This is a genomic window from Butyrivibrio sp. NC2002, assembly GCF_000702265.1.
In the GTDB taxonomy this organism is placed as follows: domain Bacteria; phylum Bacillota; class Clostridia; order Lachnospirales; family Lachnospiraceae; genus Butyrivibrio.
Genome location: NZ_KL370882.1, coordinates 1 through 16,622 on the forward strand (window position 1 = coordinate 1; position 16,622 = coordinate 16,622).

The window sequence follows — 16,622 nt, forward strand, 5'->3', positions numbered from 1 at the left end:
GAGGAAATACCTGCTGTTGAGGAAGTGCCTGTAGTAGAGGAAACGCCTGTAGTAGAAGAGGCGGCACCGGCAATCGAAGAAGCGCCTGTGGCAGAAGAGATTCCTGCAGTAGAAGAAATCGCAATGCCTGAGGAGATACCAGCAGTAGAGGAAGTGCCAGTAGTAGAGGAAGTACCGGTAGCAGAAGAAATCCCTGCGGTAGAAGAAATCGCAATGCCGGAAGAAATGCCAGCAGTAGAGGAAGTTCCTGCAGCAGAAGAAGCAGCACCAGTGATTGAAGAAGTACCTGTAGTTGAAGAGGCGGCACCGGTAATCGAAGAAGCGCCTGTGGCAGAGGAAATCCCCGCGGTAGAAGAAGTAGCAATGCCTGAGGAGATACCATTAGTAGAGGAAGTTCCTGTAGTAGAGGAAGCAGCACCAGTGATCGAAGAAGCGCCAGTAGCAGAGGAGATTCCTGCAGTAGAAGAAATCGCAATGCCCGAGGAGATTCCTGCGGTAGAAGAAATCGCAATGCCAGAGGAAATACCCGCTGTTGAGGAAGCGCCTGTAGTAGAGGAAGTAGCGGCAGTAGAGGAAGCCTCAGTAGTCGAAGAAGCAGCGCCAGTGATAGAAGAAGCGCCTGTGGCAGAGGAAATCCCCGCGGTCGAAGAAGTAGCAATGCCAGAGGAAATACCTGCTGTTGAGGAAGTGCCTGTAGTAGAGGAAGTACCGGTAGCGGAAGAAGTGCCAGTAGTCGAAGAGGCAGCGCCAGTGATTGAAGAAGCGCCAGTAGCAGAGGAGATCTCTGCGGTAGAAGAAATCGCAATGCCGGAAGAAATGCCAGCAGTAGAGGAAGTTCCTGCAGCAGAAGAAGCATCACCTGTGATCGAAGAAGTGCCAGCAGCAGAAGAAGCAGCGCCAGTGATCGAAGAAACCCCTGTGGCAGTCGAAATCCCCACATTCGATGAGGCGGAACAGGTAATTGAAGAAGCTCCGGCAGAGGAGGATATGATCGATCTGGAGATTCCGCCGCTTGATATTCCGGGAATGGATCTGAGCGAAATAACCGAGGAGGCACCTACAATAGGTTCACTCCTTCAGGAAGGCGAAGAGGAAGCATCTCTCGATGCTGAGATAAATGAAATGGAAATGGCTCTTGGAATGTCCAATGCCAAGGAACTTGATTTTGAGAAGGCAGACGGCGCAATAATGGGCGCTGTTGCAGACATGACAGGATTCCTTGAGGGAGAGGGCTATGACTTTACCATAGTTTCAGAAGGCAGCCAGAACGCTACAATCCTCCTTAAGATGGAAGATGATTTCGTAATGGCGATCAGCTATGAGGATGACGAATTTAGCGCCCTGATCTCGCGATTTGAAAAGGATGGCAAAACTTCTTATAAAGAAATAGTTAATACCTACGTTAAAAATGCGATCCTTACAGGGGCTGAATCATCTATCACACGTCATAAGGGTGACAAAGTGGTTGCAAAATGAACTACCCCCACCGACTATGTCGGAAGGAGTTTTCTCGCTGATATATCATAAAATAGAGCCAGTATTTATCAATGGCTTGGAGCTTTGTTGGACAATTGTTGGACAAAGGATACTAAAATGACTTTCATAAGATATATGAAAGTCATTTTTTATTGAATAGGAAATTTCTCCGAAATTCCTATTCAATAAAAAACGCTCCGCGAGGATGCGCACTCGCGCGAAAGGAAAATGTTGCATTCTGCAACCGCGCTCGGCGCGAGAATGTCGCGAGCGACATTCTTTTCTTATTGGAAATTTCGACGAATTTCCTCTTTTTTTGTTAGGGGGGTGTAATAATAATAATGAGTATTTTACCGGAAAATATAAGGATTATGGGCGGCAAAATGACAGGTGCCGTTGCCAGAGTTGAATCAGTAGATTCGGGTGTCAGAGTACTGATGCATGTAAAAATGGATGACTGCGAAAAAGACATATTTTTCACGGAAGAATCATATCATACAAGTCCCGGAGACGGGCTTTCCAAATTCATAGATTACGTATCAGAGCTTCCTTCTGTTGACAGAATAACGGATTTTATAAAAAGAGGCGGCACAAATGTACTTTACGTTCTGGGCAATTGCGCCAATGGCCTTAATATGCGTTTGAAGGATTATTATCCCGAGGCAGATTACTGGTCAGAAAAAGAGAGAACAGCTCTGATCGTTTCGGATAAATTTTCGGGCCAGTTTTCTTTGGAGCATAAGAAAATCAAAGTATATTACAACCATATTTACGGAGATAATGCATTTGAAAATGACTACGCCAGTGCAGAAAAGAAGCGACTTCTGTACATTGTTGAAAAAAAGGCGCAGCACTACTATTCCGATTGCTATACATATGACCGGATTCTCGGAGTAGATGAAGGAGAGGCTATAGCCAAAAGGAATGTTGCAATGTCAAAAGTGGCAACACTTATCGGCAATCCTCAGATAGTAGCAAAATCGGAGTTCGTTGAGCTTGATATAAACGGCAATATCAAAAAAGGAATTGCGATGGACAGGGCAAAAGGCAGTGACCTGGCTAATTTCAGGGCTGTGAATATCAGCAGATGGCAGGAGGTTCCTGCAGATGCTGATCCGATCCAGCTTTTGAGTGAAGAGGTTATGAATAAGAGCGGTCAGCTCAAGAGAGATATTGCTGATATGCAGGTTCTTGACTACCTTTGCGGTAACTTTGACAGACACGAAAGACATATCATTTATAACGTTGTCTGGAAGAACAGGGAAAAGGGAGAAGTTGAGATAAAGGGCATTCAGGGCATCGACAATGATGGCTGCATGGGAACTGTGGATGATGAAGTTCTTGCAAGAAAAAGCATGACGACACCAACAGATATGCTTGTTATGCGCAGAGCAACAGCTGACGTGATCATGAACAAATTAACGGCTGAAGTACTAAGAGATAATCTCGCAGACCTCTGTTTTACCGAGGAGGAGCTTAGAGCTATGGAAAACAGGCTGCTCAACCTTAAAGCACAGCTGTATGCTGATGAAGATTATTTCAGCTATAGAAACCCGGTGACAGATATCACACTTGAGTCAGGTCATATCAGAGTGCTTGAAGATTCTGCTTTCGAAAATGAAAAGCTGTCCATAAAGGATATTGCAGAAAAAGTCAGCCATAAGAGCCTTTTTAAGACCGTAAGCATAGTACCGGGGCTTATAAGTAAAACAACTGCAAAGCAGCTGTATTTTGACAAAACGTGAGATACAAAACAGATACAAGAGGGGGATAAAAAGATGCCAGGTATAAGGATAATAAAACAACCTTGCAATTATAAAACTATGACTTCTTGCGGGCGATTCCGGTTTTTCTGAGGAAAAACAAAAACCTATGTACATTGAAGAGATGACGTGGTAATCTGACTTGAGCGAAGAAGCAGAATTTTTGCTTAAGGAAGGAAATTGTTAAATGAGTATTTTGAACGTTGAACATCTCACACACGGTTTCGGTGACCGCGCCATTTTTGACGATGTTTCATTCAGGCTTCTAAAAGGGGAGCATATAGGGCTTGTCGGTGCTAATGGAGAGGGTAAATCCACTTTCATGAACATTATCACCGGTAAGCTTATGCCCGATGCAGGTAAGATCGAATGGGCTAAAAATGTAAAGGTTGGATATCTCGATCAGCATGCTGTCTTAAAGGAAGGCATGACAATAAGAGACGTACTTGCTTCAGCCTATGAACCGCTTTTTGACATGGAAAGAAGGATGAATGAAATCTGTGATGCCATGGCAGAGGCAGATGAAAAGCAGCTTGAAGAGTACATGGAAGAACTCGGGACGATCCAGGACCTTCTGACAAATCACGATTTTTATCTTATCGATTCAAAAATAGAGGAAGTATCAAGAGCTCTGGGATTCTTGGAACTAGGTCTTGAAAGGGATGTAACAGAGCTTTCAGGAGGTCAGAGAACGAAGATTCTTCTTGCCAAACTACTCCTGGAAAAGCCGGATATCCTGCTTCTTGATGAGCCTACGAACTATCTTGATGCTGAGCATATCGTGTGGCTTACAAGGTATCTTCAGGAATACGAGAATGCTTTTATCCTGATCTCACACGATATTCCGTTTATCAACAATGTGGTAAACATCATCTATCACATGGATGGACAGACGCACAGCCTTGACAGATATGTGGGCGACTATGACAAATTCATGGAAGTCTATGAGATGAAAAAGGCTCAGAGAGAGGCTGCTTATAACAGACAACAGCAGGAAATAGCGGATCTTAAGGATTTTGTTGCCAGAAATAAGGCAAGAGTTGCTACCAGAAACATGGCTATGGCAAGGCAGAAGAAGCTTGACAGTATGGACATCATAGAGAAAATACAGGAGAAGCCAAAGCCGGAATTCAATTTTAAGACCGCACGCACTCCGGGTAAGGTGCTCTTTGAAGCAAAAGATCTGGTTATAGGCTATGATGAACCGCTATCAAGTCCTCTTAACATGATGATCGAAAGGAATACTTTTATTGTGCTCACAGGCTCAAATGGTATCGGAAAAACCACTCTTTTAAAGAGCCTGCTTGGACTTATTAAGCCTATATCCGGAAAAGTTGAGCGCGGAGAAAATGTTGAAATAGGATATTTTGAGCAGGAGATGTCGCCTGATATTGAGACAACCTGCATGGAAGAGATATGGAACGAATTTCCTTCTTTTTCACAGTATGAAGTGCGTTCCGCTCTTGCAAAATGTGGACTTACGACCAAGCACATAGAAAGCAAATGTAAGGTTTTATCCGGTGGTGAGCAGGCTAAAGTAAGGCTGTGTAAGCTCATAAACAGAGAATCCAATATCCTGGTACTTGACGAGCCTACAAACCATCTTGATGTGGACGCAAAAGAAGAGCTGCACAGAGCTCTTAAAGAATATAAGGGAACTGTCCTTATGGTGTGCCATGAGCCAGATTTTTATGAGGATCTGGCTACTGAGATTGTCGATTGCACCAAGTGGACTACTAAGATTTAATATCCTGTCCACGGGGCCACAAAATAATAAATGCTGTTATTCCGTAAGCCTTCTTAGAACAGGAGGATCGGAATAACGGCAGCACATATTACCACTAACACCAAAGCTCCTGCAGAAAGGAGCTTATTTCTTACGACTGAAGCATCTGTATATTTACCGTTGTATTCAACAACATCTATACAATTATCTTTATAATCATTTGTATTCATAGCCAAACCTCTAAAAAAACCGAGGACATAATGTCGATTTATACTGCATCAAAAAATTCATTTTTGATATCTTAATCCATGAATGTGTCCAAAATGCATCCGGTGACTAAAAAAAATATTAATTTGCATCTATGTGAATTTACATTTTTTTTATGAAAATTTCAAAGGCGGCATCCACTTTCATAATAAAAAGCCGTCAAAAGATAGAAAAAATCCGGTGGACGAGGAATAAGAAGAACTATAGAATCAAAGTAAGACTAAGCAACAAAAGCATTAGATTACAGATGGAGGTATAGCAAAATGAAAGCACTTTTTATAGGTGGCACAGGCACTATCAGTATGGGGATAGTGAAACGTCTTGCAGAGGATCCGCAGTGGGAAGTCTACCTTCTGAACAGGGGAAACAGAAGTGACAGCGTTCCTGCAGGTGTTAAGCAGATTGTGGCGGATATCTATAACGAGGAAGACGCTGCAAAGAAGCTTGAGGGGATGGAGTTTGACGTTGTCAGCGAGTTTATTGCATTTGATGTTTCTGCAGTAGAGCGTGATTACAGGCTTTTTAAGGGAAAAACAAAGCAGTATATTTTCATAAGTTCTGCATCTGCATACAATAAACCTGCGGCTAATTATGTGATCACAGAGGGAACAACCCTTGCAAACCCGCATTGGGAGTATTCAAGAAACAAAATCGCTTGCGAAGAATTCCTGATGGAAAAATACAGAAAAGAAGGCTTCCCGGTTACGATAGTAAGACCCAGCCACACATATGATGAGAGGAGTATTCCTGTAGGTGTTCACGGCGATAAGGGCTTTTATCAGGTAATAAAGCGAATGCAGCAGGGAAAACCTGTTATCGTGCAGGGCGATGGATCTTCACTTTGGACAGTTACATTTAACAGCGATTTTGCTATTGGATATACCGGTCTTATGGGAAACAGACATGCAATCGGTGAGGCTTTTCAGATAACAAGTGATGAGACACTTACATGGGATCAGATCCACAAAACCATTGCAGATGCTTTGGGTGTTGAGTACAAGCCTTATTATGTTACATCTGAGTTCTTAAGCAGCACAGGCAAGCTTTACGGATATGATTTTGAGGGCGGACTTATAGGAGATAAGTCTGTATCGGTTGTTTTTGACAATAGTAAACTAAAGAGACTTGTTCCGCAGATGACTACCAATGTGCCTTTCCACAAGGGAGTCAGGATGTCTCTTGATTACATTCTTTCTCATGAAGATAAATATGAGGAAGACCCTAAATACGATGAGTTCTGTGACAAAGTCATAGAAGCTATGGAGAATGCTAAGAAGGCAGTTCGTCCATAAGGCTGTCAGTTTTCTGGTAATCGCGGGCTTTCTGTGCAATCTTATCCTGCTGGATGGCCCGCATTATCAGTCCCTGATCTTTTGCTGAAAACATGCTGATACTCTGTACCAGCTCATCCAGATTATCTCTGTTTACCACAAGAGATCCGCCTCCTGAGAGCTTTATCCTTAGGCAGTTTTTCTCATCGCTGCAATCTCCCAGAAGCAGTCTGTTATTTTCTTTATCACACATAAAAGTAGCGCGTCCGTATGAAATAGCCCCTGTGCTGTCAGCATTTCGGAAATATTCGCATGGACGTTTATCTTTTGTTATCGCTTGTGATTTATTATCCAGAATCTTAGAAAAAGAATCGATGGAATCGCCTTTTGTAGTGAAGCTATAAGTGTAGATTTTATGCTTGGGTTCGTTAATATTCGATGTTTGAATCATAGAGTACCTCCTATAATCCTTTCCGTGGAAAACCGAATATCTGCCATCCTTGCGGATATTACTATTTAGTATATCGGCTTTGCTTTTGGAAAAATAACCCTTTTTCTTGTGAAATGGTATAGAATGAATTAAAGCCTCTTTAGAGGAAAACACAGATAAATATTGGAGAAAATATGGCAACGAAAGACGCAACAAAAGAGAAAACAAGAAGCAAAATAAAGGAACCACGCCAATTCAACGTGGTGATGCATAATGACGATTTTACTACCATGGAATTTGTGGTAGAAGTACTTGTAGATATATTCCACAAAGACGAAGTTACAGCGCAGGCAATCATGCTCAATGTCCATAAAAAGGGCAAGGCAGTAGTCGGAAAATATCCTTACGATATCGCAGTTACCAAGGTTACAAGTGCGCTTAACCGTGCCAAACGAGAGGGATATCCCTTTAGAATGACAGTGGAGGAAGCATGATGGATTTTTCAAAAGACGCAACAGAAGTATTACAGAAGGCGATAGCATTTGCAAAAGCCAATAAATATGAATATGTAACTCCTGAAATGGTGCTTCTTTTTATAGCGGAGACACCAATATTCAGAGAAGCATTTATGGAGTGCGGCGGAGACCTTAATATTCTTTCCGCAGATCTTATTAAGTACATAGATGAGTATGTTGAAAAGGTGAAGGGAAAAGAACCCGAGCTTTCTGCGACTCTTAATTTTCTGATAAGTTTTGCAGGGGAGAGCGCCTACAACAGTGCAAGTGATGAGGTTCATATTAGGCATCTGGTCCATGCTTTTTGGAGCCTTGATAACAGCTATGCTCTGTATTATATGGAAAAGCAACAGATAGCTGAGGCAGATCTATTGCAGGAAATCGCCAATTTAGAGGACCTCGAAGCCTTTGTTGCCGAGACTGCGCAGCCGGGAGAGGCTGACAGCCACGGTGACAACTGGAAGCTCTATGCACCATGCCTTAATGAAACTTTGACTGATGTAAATCCTCTTATAGGCAGGAAAAATGAGCTGGAGAGAACAATCCAGATCCTCTGCAGGAAGGATAAAAACAATCCGCTCCACATAGGAGAGCCGGGAGTTGGCAAAACGGCGATCACATACGGTCTCGTGCAGCTGCTTAGAGAAGGCAAAGTTCCCGATGCAATAAAGGGAGCTAAGGTATTTTCTGTTGACCTGGGCGGAATGCTTGCGGGAACGCAGTACAGAGGCGATTTTGAGAAGCGCTTTAAGAAGGTTCTTAATGAAATTGGCAAAGAAGAAAAACCGATAATATATATTGATGAAATTCACAACCTGTCCGGCGCCGGTGCTGTAGGAGAGGGCTCTTTTGATGCATCGAACATGTTAAAGCCTTACCTCTCTGACGGACATATCAGATTCATTGGAGCGACAACCTTCGAGGAATACAAGAAGTATTTTGAGAAAAACAAAAGCCTTGTTAGACGCTTCCAGAATATAGATATTAAGGAGCCGAGCGAAGATGAAAGCGTTGAAATACTCGAGGGCTTAAAGGCTAAATACGAGGAATATCACGGCGTAAAATATGAAAAAGGTGTAATAGAATACGCCGTAAAAATGAGCAGTAAATACATAAATGAGAGATTTCTTCCTGACAAAGCGATAGACATAATTGATGAAGCAGGCTCTTACAGAAAGCTTCATCCCACAGACAAAAAGAAACAGACAGTAGATAAAGATGTGATAAACGAAATCCTCACTAAGATCTGCAGAGTGCCGATAGAAACCGTTGAGACGGATGATATGGCGGGACTAAAGACTCTTGAAGATCGCCTTAAAAAGCGCATATTCGGACAGGATGAGGCGATCAGCCAGGTTGTCAATGCAGTTAAGTTTTCCAAGGCAGGTCTTGCAGATGAGAATAAACCCTTATCCAGTCTTCTGTTCGTTGGACCTACAGGTGTCGGCAAAACGGAAATCGCAAGGAGTCTTGCGGACGAACTTGGCTCAAAGCTTATCAGATTCGATATGAGTGAGTACGGAGAAAAACACTCTGTTGCCAAACTTATCGGATCTCCTGCAGGATATGTCGGATACGAAGATGGCGGCATTTTGACAGAAGAAATAAGGAAAAACCCTTCATCGGTGCTTCTTCTTGATGAGATTGAAAAGGCTCATCCTGATATTTTCAACGTGCTTTTGCAGGTCATGGATTATGCGACGCTCACGGATAACCAGGGAAGAAAAGCGGATTTCAGGAACGTCATAATCATAATGACATCTAACGCAGGCGCCAATCGCCTTGGAAAGAGCGGAATCGGATTTATCAGCGAAAGCTACGATAATGGGGCACTTATGGATGCTGTAAAACAGACATTTCAGCCTGAGTTCAGAAACAGATTAAGCAAGATCGTTGCTTTTAACAGCATGGACGAAGCTATGGCAGAGCTAGTTGTAGACAAAAAGCTTGCCGAAATGAGTGAGCAGCTAAGGGCTAAAAAAATCGAGGTAAAAGCCGATAAAAAAGCTAAAGACCTTGTCAAAAAGCGCGGCATCAGTCAGGAATTCGGGGCAAGAGAGGTTGACCGCGTGATCAGAAATGACATCAAGCCTCTATTTGTTGATGAGATTCTGTTCGGAAAATTGAAAAATGGCGGAAAGATCACGATCACAGTAAAGGACGGAGGTTTTTCCGTAAGTACAACAAAGAAATAACAGAGGTAGAAAATGCCTGTTTTTCAGCTAAATGACAACGAAATAAGCTTTCCCCTGCCTACACTGGCAGATGATGACGGGCTCCTTGCAATAGGCGGAGACTTATCCTTGGAGCGCCTTGTTCTGGCTTACAGCAATGGGATTTTTCCGTGGTATAACGAGGGCGAGCCTATATTGTGGTGGTGCCCCAAAGAGAGATTCATCATAAGGCCCGCAGAGCTTCACGTATCGCATTCACTTCGCAAATTCATGAAAAAGCATGAGATAACCGTTAAGCAAAACCGCGATTTTGCTGATACTATGCACAGATGCAGAGTTAAGCGTGAATTTAACGAGGGAACCTGGATAACAGATGACATGGAAAAAGCCTACAAGAACCTGTTTGACAATAAGCTTGCGATCAGCATAGATGCTTATACAGATGGCGAATTGGCAGGCGGGCTCTACGGTGTCAGTCTTGGGAAATGCTTTTTTGGAGAGAGCATGTATTCAGAAATGGATAATGGTTCCAAGATAGCACTTTATGCACTTTCCAAGATCCTGGCAGCCAATAATTATGTAATGATCGACTGCCAGTTTCATACAGATCATTTGGAAAGTATGGGAGGCGTCAGAATATCCTGGGAAGAGTACTACCAATATCTTCAGGAAGGTCTCCATCCCGAAAAAATGACCCCAACCTACAATATCCTTCCGACATAAGCAAGACCTGCGTATTTAATTCTCACCGGAGGAGCCTGGGAGCGGGTGCATGGCCTCTTGGAATGCGGGAAGTTTTGATCACTTACCTTTTAAGGCGTTTGCAACCGCATAATATGCCGGCTTTGGAAGATAATCCTTATCAAAGAGGCGTGAATTTGTGCCATCCTCTGGGCGATAGTGATCAACAAGACCAAATACGGTAACGTTGGTAATATTCGCGGGACCACCGCCCTGAGTGTCCATTTCGCACAGAAGAGAGAAGATTTCTCCGTATTTGTCAGCCTGTTTTTTGAACATTTCTTCTGATTCTTCATCAACACCTACGGATAGCTCTGTGATATGGATTTCAAGCCCTAGCTCTGAAAATTTTTCTATAGCTCTCTTTATATCAGTCATTGGAGGATAATCTATTCCCCAATATCCCTGCATTCCGATACCATCAATCAGGCCCTTTTCCTTTAAAGACTCGCACAGATTGTAGATGGCTGTTGTCTTAGGCGCCTGATAGGTGTTGTAGTCGTTATAGAAAAGTTTTACATCGCTATCTGCGTATTTACGCGCATAAGTAAATGCCATTTCGACATAATCCGGGCCTATCGTTTCATACCAGGGATTTGGTGCATCGCCTATTTTGGTGCGGCATTTAAAATCGCTGTCAGGATCTGCGCTTTCGGGATCGACAGCTTCGTTTACTACATCCCAGCAGTAGATGACACCGGGATATTCTGTCTGCACGTGTGTCAGGAGCTGCTTTATATAGCTTTCTACACGGACAAGCATGGTTTCTTTATCAACGTATTCTCCCTCGTCAGTATATCCCTCTCTGAAAAACCACTCGGGAGCCTGAGTATGCCATACAAGAGTATGACCACGCATTCTCATTCCATTCTCCTTGCACCATTCTAATGTAGGATCGATAGACATGAAGTTAAGAGCGGGTTCTTCGCTTCCGTTTTTATAGTTTTCCTGTGAACCAAACTGATCCAGGATATATCCGCTCTTCATAAGATTTGTCATGGTACAGCTGTTGAACTCTTTCTTAGCGAGCTCCATGTACTGCGGTATGTTGAGTGTCTGATTCTCAAGCGTGCTTCCGTTTATCCCCACTCCAAATGTGAAATAGTCCTTGCTAAGGTCCTTTAGGACTTTAGTATTGGCCTTTGCGCTGCCGCATCCTGTTAAAACGCACAAGGCAAGTGACAAGGCTGCAATTTTGCTAAAAATTCCCCTTTTTTTCATTGTTCCCTCCGTTTTTTTGTTTTTTGCCGGGTTTTTCCCTTACCTAAATATAAATGAACTTAAAGGCCGCAACTACTCACTAATTGTGGAGATATTGAGCTTTATTGCTAAAGTGATAGCCATGTGTGATAAGCCTGTTTTATCGCAGATGATAAAATCTATTGATTTTTCAAGGCGGAGTTTTAATGCTAAGCTATGAACCATCAAGAAACGAAGGGAGCGGAGCATATGGAATCAATACTTGCCTATGGTGATTCAAATACATGGGGATTTATTCCGGGTTCAAAAAACTATATCCGTTACCCTTACGAAAAACGGTGGACAGGTATTTTACAGAATAAGTTACCTGATGCGCAGATCTGTGAGGAAGGTCTTTGCGGAAGAACAACTATATTTGAAGATGAGATAAGACAGGGAAGACGAGGACTATCAACACTACCTATCATACTTGAAACCCACAATCCTCTAAAAGCAGTGTTTCTGATGCTTGGCACAAATGATTGTAAAAGCATATACGGAGCATCTTCCTACATGATAGGAAAAGGAATTGAACTGTGTCTTGATGAGATAGAAAAATTTGTAAGTCCTGACAGGATACTTCTTATATCACCGATCCATCTGGGACAGGATGTATGGAGGCCTGACAAGGATCCTGAATTTAATAAACATTCAGTTGAGATCAGTTATGAATTAAAGGACGTTTACAAAGAAATCGCACAAAGACGAGGAACACAATTTCTTGCCGCATCTGATCAGGCAAAGCCTGATGATGCAGACAATGAACACCTGAATGAGAAAGGACACCAAATACTGGCGGAGGCTATTTATGAAAAATACAGTAAGAACTTCATGTAGAAAAATGAATAAAGTCATGTGTTGTCATATGTCAATATCCCGGAAAAGTAATATGTCCGGGTGCTTAGGAGCAGATGATAGTATTAACCCAACAAATTTGAAGGAGGTACAAATTATGAAAAAAGACATCTTAAAAAAGTTTCTTACAGGAGCATTAACACTTGGACTTGGAGCATCAGTCATAGCAGGATGCGGACAAAGTAAAGCCGCCGAGGCTGACAGCCAGTCAGAAGATACTGCACAGGATACTGAAGCATCTGATGCACAGGAAGATGCGGCTGAAAGTACTGATGATAGCAGCAAAGTATACAGAACCCTTGATGAGATCAAGGAGAGCGGTGAAATAAATATCGGAGTTTTCTCAGATAAGAATCCTTTTGGATATGTCGATGAAAACGGTGACTATCAGGGCTATGATGTATATTTCGCAGAGAGGATCGGAGAGGACCTCGGAGTTTCGATCAACTACGTATCAACAGAGGCTGCAAGCAGAGTTGAATATCTTGAGACAGGAAAAGTTGATATAGTTCTTGCAAACTTCACAGTTACAGAGGAGAGAGCAGAAAAAGTTGACTTCGCACTCCCTTACATGAACGTAGCACTTGGAGTTGTATCACATGAGGACAACGTAATAGAGGATCTTAGCCAGATCGGAGCTGACGATCAGGTGATCGTAATCTCAGGAACTACAGCTGAGACCTATCTTGAGAAAGAAAATCCCGAGATCAAGCTTCAGAAGTTTGACACATACGCATCAGCAAAGACAGCATTTGAAAATGGCACAGGAGTTGCGTGGGCAAACGACAACACAGAAGTAATCGCATATTCTCTTGAAAATGAGGGATATGTTGTAGGAATTCCTTCACTTGGAAGTCAGGATACCATTGCACCTGCAGTATCTAAGGGCAACTCATCACTTCTTGACTGGATCAATTCAGAGATCGAGAGCCTTGGAAATGAGCAGTTCTTCCATGCAGATTATGAAGCAACTCTTCTTGATACCTATGGCGCAGATTACGAGGATACACTTGTTGTAGAAGGCGGAAAAGCAGCAGGCGCATCTGAAAGCGAAGATTCAGCAAGCAGTGAAGATGCACTTTCCGATATCGTACCCGGCAACGGTGAGACTATCAAGATCGCAGCATCACCTGTTCCTCATGCAGAGATACTTGCAAAAGCAGCAGAGATTCTTAAAGACTACGGATACGAACTTGATATTGTTGAATTCGAAGATTATGTTCAGCCAAACCTTGTAGTAGAGTCAGGCGAGTTTGATGCAAACTACATGCAGCATGTTCCTTACCTTGAGAGCTTTAACGAGGAGCAGGGAACACACATCGTAAATGCAGGCGGAATCCACTATGAGCCCTTCGGTATTTATCCCGGAACAAAGAAAAGCCTTGATGATGTAGCAGAAGGCGATAAGATCGCAATTCCCAATGATACAACAAACGAAGCAAGAGCGCTCCTGCTTCTTCAGGACAACGGACTTCTTAAGTTAAAGGATGGAGCAGGACTTACAGCAACAGTAAACGACATCGAAGAAAATACTTATAACCTTGAGTTTGTAGAACTTGAAGCAGCACAGGTAGCAAGAGTAATAAATGAAGTTGAATATGTAGTATTAAACGGCAATTATGCTTTGGAAGCAGGATACTCAGTAAAGAAAGACTCAATTGCTTATGAAGCTTCTGATTCTATCGCAGCACAGACTTACGTGAATATTATTGCAGTAGAAGACGGAAATCAAGATCAGGATAAGATAAAGGCTCTTGTGAGCGTTCTCAGATCAGATGATATCAAGAAGTTCATTGAAGATACTTATGACGGTGCAGTAGTATTTTTGGAGTGATCATGAGCATAATTGAGATTAAAAATCTGACGAAAAAATTTGATATCGAAGGACATACGATCGTTGCACTGAAAGACATAAACTTATCTATTGAAAAAGGCGATATATATGGGATCATCGGTATGTCAGGTGCCGGGAAAAGTACACTGGTAAGATCCATAAACTATCTTGAAAAACCTTCTGAGGGCAGCATTTTTATAGAAGGAATAGAGCTTGGCAGTTTATCTGAACGGGAGCTTAGAAAAAAGCGAAGCAATATCGGGATGATATTTCAGAATTTCAACCTCCTGGAGCAGAAAAATGTACTCGGCAATGTGTGCTTTCCCTTGGAAATAAGCGGAATAAGAAGATCCGATGCAAGGAAAAAGGCAAGGGAACTTCTAAAGCTTGTAGGCATTGAGGATAAGGAAAAGGCGTATCCCGCGCAGCTTTCAGGAGGGCAGAAGCAAAGAGTCGCAATTGCAAGAGCACTTGCGACTAGCCCTGACATTCTGCTCTGCGACGAAGCTACAAGCGCACTCGATCCCCAGACTACAGCATCTATACTTGAACTTATCAGATCGATCAACGAAAAGCTCGGTATCACGGTGATAATCATCACTCATCAGATGTCAGTTGTAACCGATGTATGTAAAAATGTAGCGATCATTGACAGCGGAAAGCTTGTAGAAAAAGGCTCTGTAGAAGAGATATTTGCTAACCCCAAGTCAGATGCTGCAAAAGAGCTTCTATCAGGAAAAAGAAATACCTATACACCTGTAAAACAGCTCAATACCGGAAACAAGATAAGAATTGTTTTCAAGGAAAACTCAGCATACGAGCCGGTTATAGCAAATCTTATACTTAAATGCAAAGTGCCGATAAACATACTTAAGGCAGATACCAGGAACATCGCGGGAAAGGCTGTGGGAGAAATGATCCTGGATCTTCCCGAGGATGAAGAAAAGCAGGAAGAGATCATAAATGAGCTTAAAAGAGCCAATCTAACAGTGTCGGAGGCTTCGGAGAATGAATGAAAATGTAATTAAAATGCTCATAAGAGGCATAGGAGAAACACTGTACATGACTTTTTTGTCAGTCATTGCCGGATATATCATAGGGCTTCCTGTAGGTGTTATCCTCTATGTCACCGGCAAAAAGGGGCTTAAGCCAAACGCAGTAATATATGGTGTGCTTGATTTCATAATAAATATTATAAGAAGTATTCCATTTTTGATCCTGCTCATTCTGCTTATTCCTCTTACCAGATTTTTAGTCGGTCAAAGCTATGGCTCGACTGCTACTATCGTACCGCTTGTAATATGCGCAGCGCCGTATATAGCAAGGGTTGTGGAGTCATCATTAACTGATGTGGACGGCGGTGTGATAGAAGCTGCAAGATCTATGGGAGCAAGTAATTTCCAGATAATTACGAAGGTTTTGCTTGTTGAAGCAAAGACATCCCTTATGACAGGGTTTACTATTACAACCGGAATTCTCCTCGGATATTCTGCAATGTCAGGAACAGTAGGAGGCGGTGGACTCGGAGATATAGCGGTCAGATACGGATACTACAGATGGCAGACAGATATCATGATAATAACGGTCATTTTGCTGATCGTGATATTCCAGATAATCCAGAGTGTGGGAACCCGCATATCAGCGCATTTTGATCACAGAAAGAGGTAAAAATGAATGTAGATGTTTTATATTCATATTTTCCCAAATACGCAGAGGCATTTATTTTAACAGTAAAAATTGGATGGCTTGGAATAGTACTTGCACTTGTGATCGGGATTTTTTCTGCATTTGTTACGCATTTTAAGATTCCGGTTCTTGGAAAAATTGCAGGAGCTTACGTGGAGCTATTCAGGAATACACCACTGCTTGTACAGCTGTTCTTCATTTATTTCGGACTTCCTAAGATAGGACTGTCAATTTCGGCTGAAAGTTGTGGGATTCTGGGACTTGGACTCTTAGGAGGCAGTTATATGTCTGAAGCAATAAGGAGCGGCCTTGATGCGGTTTCTAAGCTTCAGACTCAGACAGCCCTTGCACTTGGAATGACAAGATTACAGGTATTTTTATTTGTAATTTTTCCTGAGGCAGTGACTCTTAGCTTACCTGCAATAATTGCAAATGTTATCTTTCTTCTTAAGGAAACAAGCGTGTTCTCGGCAATCAGTCTGATGGATCTGATGTTTACTGCTAAGGATCTTATAGGCCTTTACTATGACACGACAGAGGCTCTGTTTTTACTTGTAATGTTTTATATAGTAATGCTCCTTCCGGTTTCAATACTGGGGAGTTATGCAGAGAAAAAGTACAGATACAGGATGCTTGGGCAATAAG

The 16,622-nt window shown here is 42.4% G+C and carries 13 protein-coding genes and 3 pseudogenes; 13 read left to right on the plus strand and 3 right to left on the minus strand.

The window, feature by feature from the left end:
• The 3 genes and pseudogenes from T543_RS16085 to T543_RS13975 all read left to right on the plus strand — a co-directional run.
• Nucleotides 1–1,476, plus strand: a pseudogene (locus T543_RS16085) (hypothetical protein); the annotation flags it as partial.
• Nucleotides 1,477–1,817: 341 nt separating this feature from the next.
• Nucleotides 1,818–3,221: a hypothetical protein gene (locus T543_RS13970; protein ID WP_035769654.1), complete on the plus strand. Its 1,404-nt coding sequence runs from the start codon at nt 1,818–1,820 to the stop codon at nt 3,219–3,221.
• A gap of 205 nt (nt 3,222–3,426) precedes the next feature.
• On the plus strand, nt 3,427–4,986 hold the full coding sequence (locus T543_RS13975; RefSeq protein WP_035769656.1) for an ABC-F family ATP-binding cassette domain-containing protein: 1,560 nt from the start codon (nt 3,427–3,429) through the stop codon (nt 4,984–4,986).
• Between the two features lie 53 nt (nt 4,987–5,039).
• Here the strand turns inward: T543_RS13975 and T543_RS15950 are convergent, their stop codons facing one another.
• The gene (locus T543_RS15950) at nt 5,040–5,195 is read right to left on the minus strand and encodes a hypothetical protein (RefSeq protein ID WP_155843304.1); all 156 of its coding nucleotides are present in this window, start codon (nt 5,193–5,195) and stop codon (nt 5,040–5,042) included.
• 300 nt (nt 5,196–5,495) lie between these two features.
• Between T543_RS15950 and T543_RS13980 the strand changes: the two genes are divergently transcribed.
• Nucleotides 5,496–6,524: an NAD-dependent epimerase/dehydratase family protein gene (locus T543_RS13980; RefSeq protein WP_035769658.1), complete on the plus strand. Its 1,029-nt coding sequence runs from the start codon at nt 5,496–5,498 to the stop codon at nt 6,522–6,524.
• Here T543_RS13980 and T543_RS13985 read toward each other — a convergent pair.
• Entirely contained in the window at nt 6,502–6,954 is a 453-nt protein-coding gene (locus tag T543_RS13985) for a hypothetical protein (RefSeq protein WP_035769660.1), read from the minus strand. The two genes, T543_RS13980 and T543_RS13985, sit on opposite strands and share 23 nt — an antisense overlap.
• Nucleotides 6,955–7,127: 173 nt before the next feature.
• Here T543_RS13985 and T543_RS13990 point away from each other — a divergent pair, with 173 nt between their 5' ends.
• The 3 genes from T543_RS13990 to aat are packed head-to-tail and all read left to right on the plus strand — an operon-like array spanning nt 7,128 to nt 10,345.
• Nucleotides 7,128–7,427, plus strand: coding sequence for an ATP-dependent Clp protease adaptor ClpS (locus T543_RS13990; protein WP_035769661.1), 300 nt, complete (start codon nt 7,128–7,130; stop codon nt 7,425–7,427).
• Nucleotides 7,427–9,643: an AAA family ATPase gene (locus T543_RS13995; protein ID WP_081830094.1), complete on the plus strand. Its 2,217-nt coding sequence runs from the start codon at nt 7,427–7,429 to the stop codon at nt 9,641–9,643. The genes T543_RS13990 and T543_RS13995 overlap by 1 nt, the downstream gene beginning before the upstream one ends.
• A gap of 12 nt (nt 9,644–9,655) precedes the next feature.
• Nucleotides 9,656–10,345, plus strand: a complete 690-nt coding sequence (aat, locus tag T543_RS14000; protein ID WP_035769665.1) for a leucyl/phenylalanyl-tRNA--protein transferase — start codon at nt 9,656–9,658, stop codon at nt 10,343–10,345.
• A gap of 78 nt (nt 10,346–10,423) precedes the next feature.
• Here the strand turns inward: aat and T543_RS14005 are convergent, their stop codons facing one another.
• Nucleotides 10,424–11,584: an endo-1,4-beta-xylanase gene (locus T543_RS14005; RefSeq protein ID WP_035769666.1), complete on the minus strand. Its 1,161-nt coding sequence runs from the start codon at nt 11,582–11,584 to the stop codon at nt 10,424–10,426.
• 228 nt (nt 11,585–11,812) lie between these two features.
• Here T543_RS14005 and T543_RS14010 point away from each other — a divergent pair, with 228 nt between their 5' ends.
• The 6 genes and pseudogenes from T543_RS14010 to T543_RS14030 all read left to right on the plus strand — a co-directional run bounded on the left by T543_RS14010 (nt 11,813) and on the right by T543_RS14030 (nt 16,621).
• Entirely contained in the window at nt 11,813–12,439 is a 627-nt protein-coding gene (locus T543_RS14010) for a GDSL-type esterase/lipase family protein (RefSeq protein ID WP_035769667.1), read from the plus strand.
• Between the two features lie 115 nt (nt 12,440–12,554).
• Nucleotides 12,555–13,487, plus strand: a pseudogene (locus T543_RS16600) (transporter substrate-binding domain-containing protein); the annotation flags it as partial.
• A gap of 78 nt (nt 13,488–13,565) precedes the next feature.
• Nucleotides 13,566–14,291: pseudogene (locus T543_RS16605) on the plus strand (MetQ/NlpA family ABC transporter substrate-binding protein); the annotation flags it as partial.
• Between the two features lie 2 nt (nt 14,292–14,293).
• Nucleotides 14,294–15,307, plus strand: a complete 1,014-nt coding sequence (locus T543_RS14020) for a methionine ABC transporter ATP-binding protein (protein WP_035769669.1) — start codon at nt 14,294–14,296, stop codon at nt 15,305–15,307.
• Nucleotides 15,300–15,959: a methionine ABC transporter permease gene (locus T543_RS14025; RefSeq protein WP_035769670.1), complete on the plus strand. Its 660-nt coding sequence runs from the start codon at nt 15,300–15,302 to the stop codon at nt 15,957–15,959. Before T543_RS14020 ends, T543_RS14025 begins: the two co-directional genes overlap by 8 nt.
• 2 nt (nt 15,960–15,961) lie before the next feature.
• Nucleotides 15,962–16,621, plus strand: coding sequence for an amino acid ABC transporter permease (locus T543_RS14030; protein WP_035769673.1), 660 nt, complete (start codon nt 15,962–15,964; stop codon nt 16,619–16,621).
• The last annotated feature ends 1 nt before the right edge of the window (nt 16,622 follow it).

Excerpts from the sequence above, each read along its gene's own strand:
- T543_RS13990 (WP_035769661.1), top strand. The coding sequence starts at position 7,128 with ATGGCAACGAAAGACGCAACAAAAGAGAAAACAAGAAGCAAAATAAAG.
- aat (WP_035769665.1), top strand. The coding sequence starts at position 9,656 with ATGCCTGTTTTTCAGCTAAATGACAACGAAATAAGCTTTCCCCTGCCT.
- T543_RS13980 (WP_035769658.1), top strand. The coding sequence starts at position 5,496 with ATGAAAGCACTTTTTATAGGTGGCACAGGCACTATCAGTATGGGGATA.
- T543_RS14010 (WP_035769667.1), top strand. The coding sequence starts at position 11,813 with ATGGAATCAATACTTGCCTATGGTGATTCAAATACATGGGGATTTATT.
- T543_RS14025 (WP_035769670.1), top strand. The coding sequence starts at position 15,300 with ATGAATGAAAATGTAATTAAAATGCTCATAAGAGGCATAGGAGAAACA.
- T543_RS14020 (WP_035769669.1), top strand. The coding sequence starts at position 14,294 with ATGAGCATAATTGAGATTAAAAATCTGACGAAAAAATTTGATATCGAA.
- T543_RS14030 (WP_035769673.1), top strand. The coding sequence starts at position 15,962 with ATGAATGTAGATGTTTTATATTCATATTTTCCCAAATACGCAGAGGCA.
- T543_RS13985 (WP_035769660.1), bottom strand. The coding sequence starts at position 6,954 with ATGATTCAAACATCGAATATTAACGAACCCAAGCATAAAATCTACACT.
- T543_RS13970 (WP_035769654.1), top strand. The coding sequence starts at position 1,818 with ATGAGTATTTTACCGGAAAATATAAGGATTATGGGCGGCAAAATGACA.
- T543_RS14005 (WP_035769666.1), bottom strand. The coding sequence starts at position 11,584 with ATGAAAAAAAGGGGAATTTTTAGCAAAATTGCAGCCTTGTCACTTGCC.
- T543_RS13995 (WP_081830094.1), top strand. The coding sequence starts at position 7,427 with ATGGATTTTTCAAAAGACGCAACAGAAGTATTACAGAAGGCGATAGCA.
- T543_RS15950 (WP_155843304.1), bottom strand. The coding sequence starts at position 5,195 with ATGAATACAAATGATTATAAAGATAATTGTATAGATGTTGTTGAATAC.
- T543_RS13975 (WP_035769656.1), top strand. The coding sequence starts at position 3,427 with ATGAGTATTTTGAACGTTGAACATCTCACACACGGTTTCGGTGACCGC.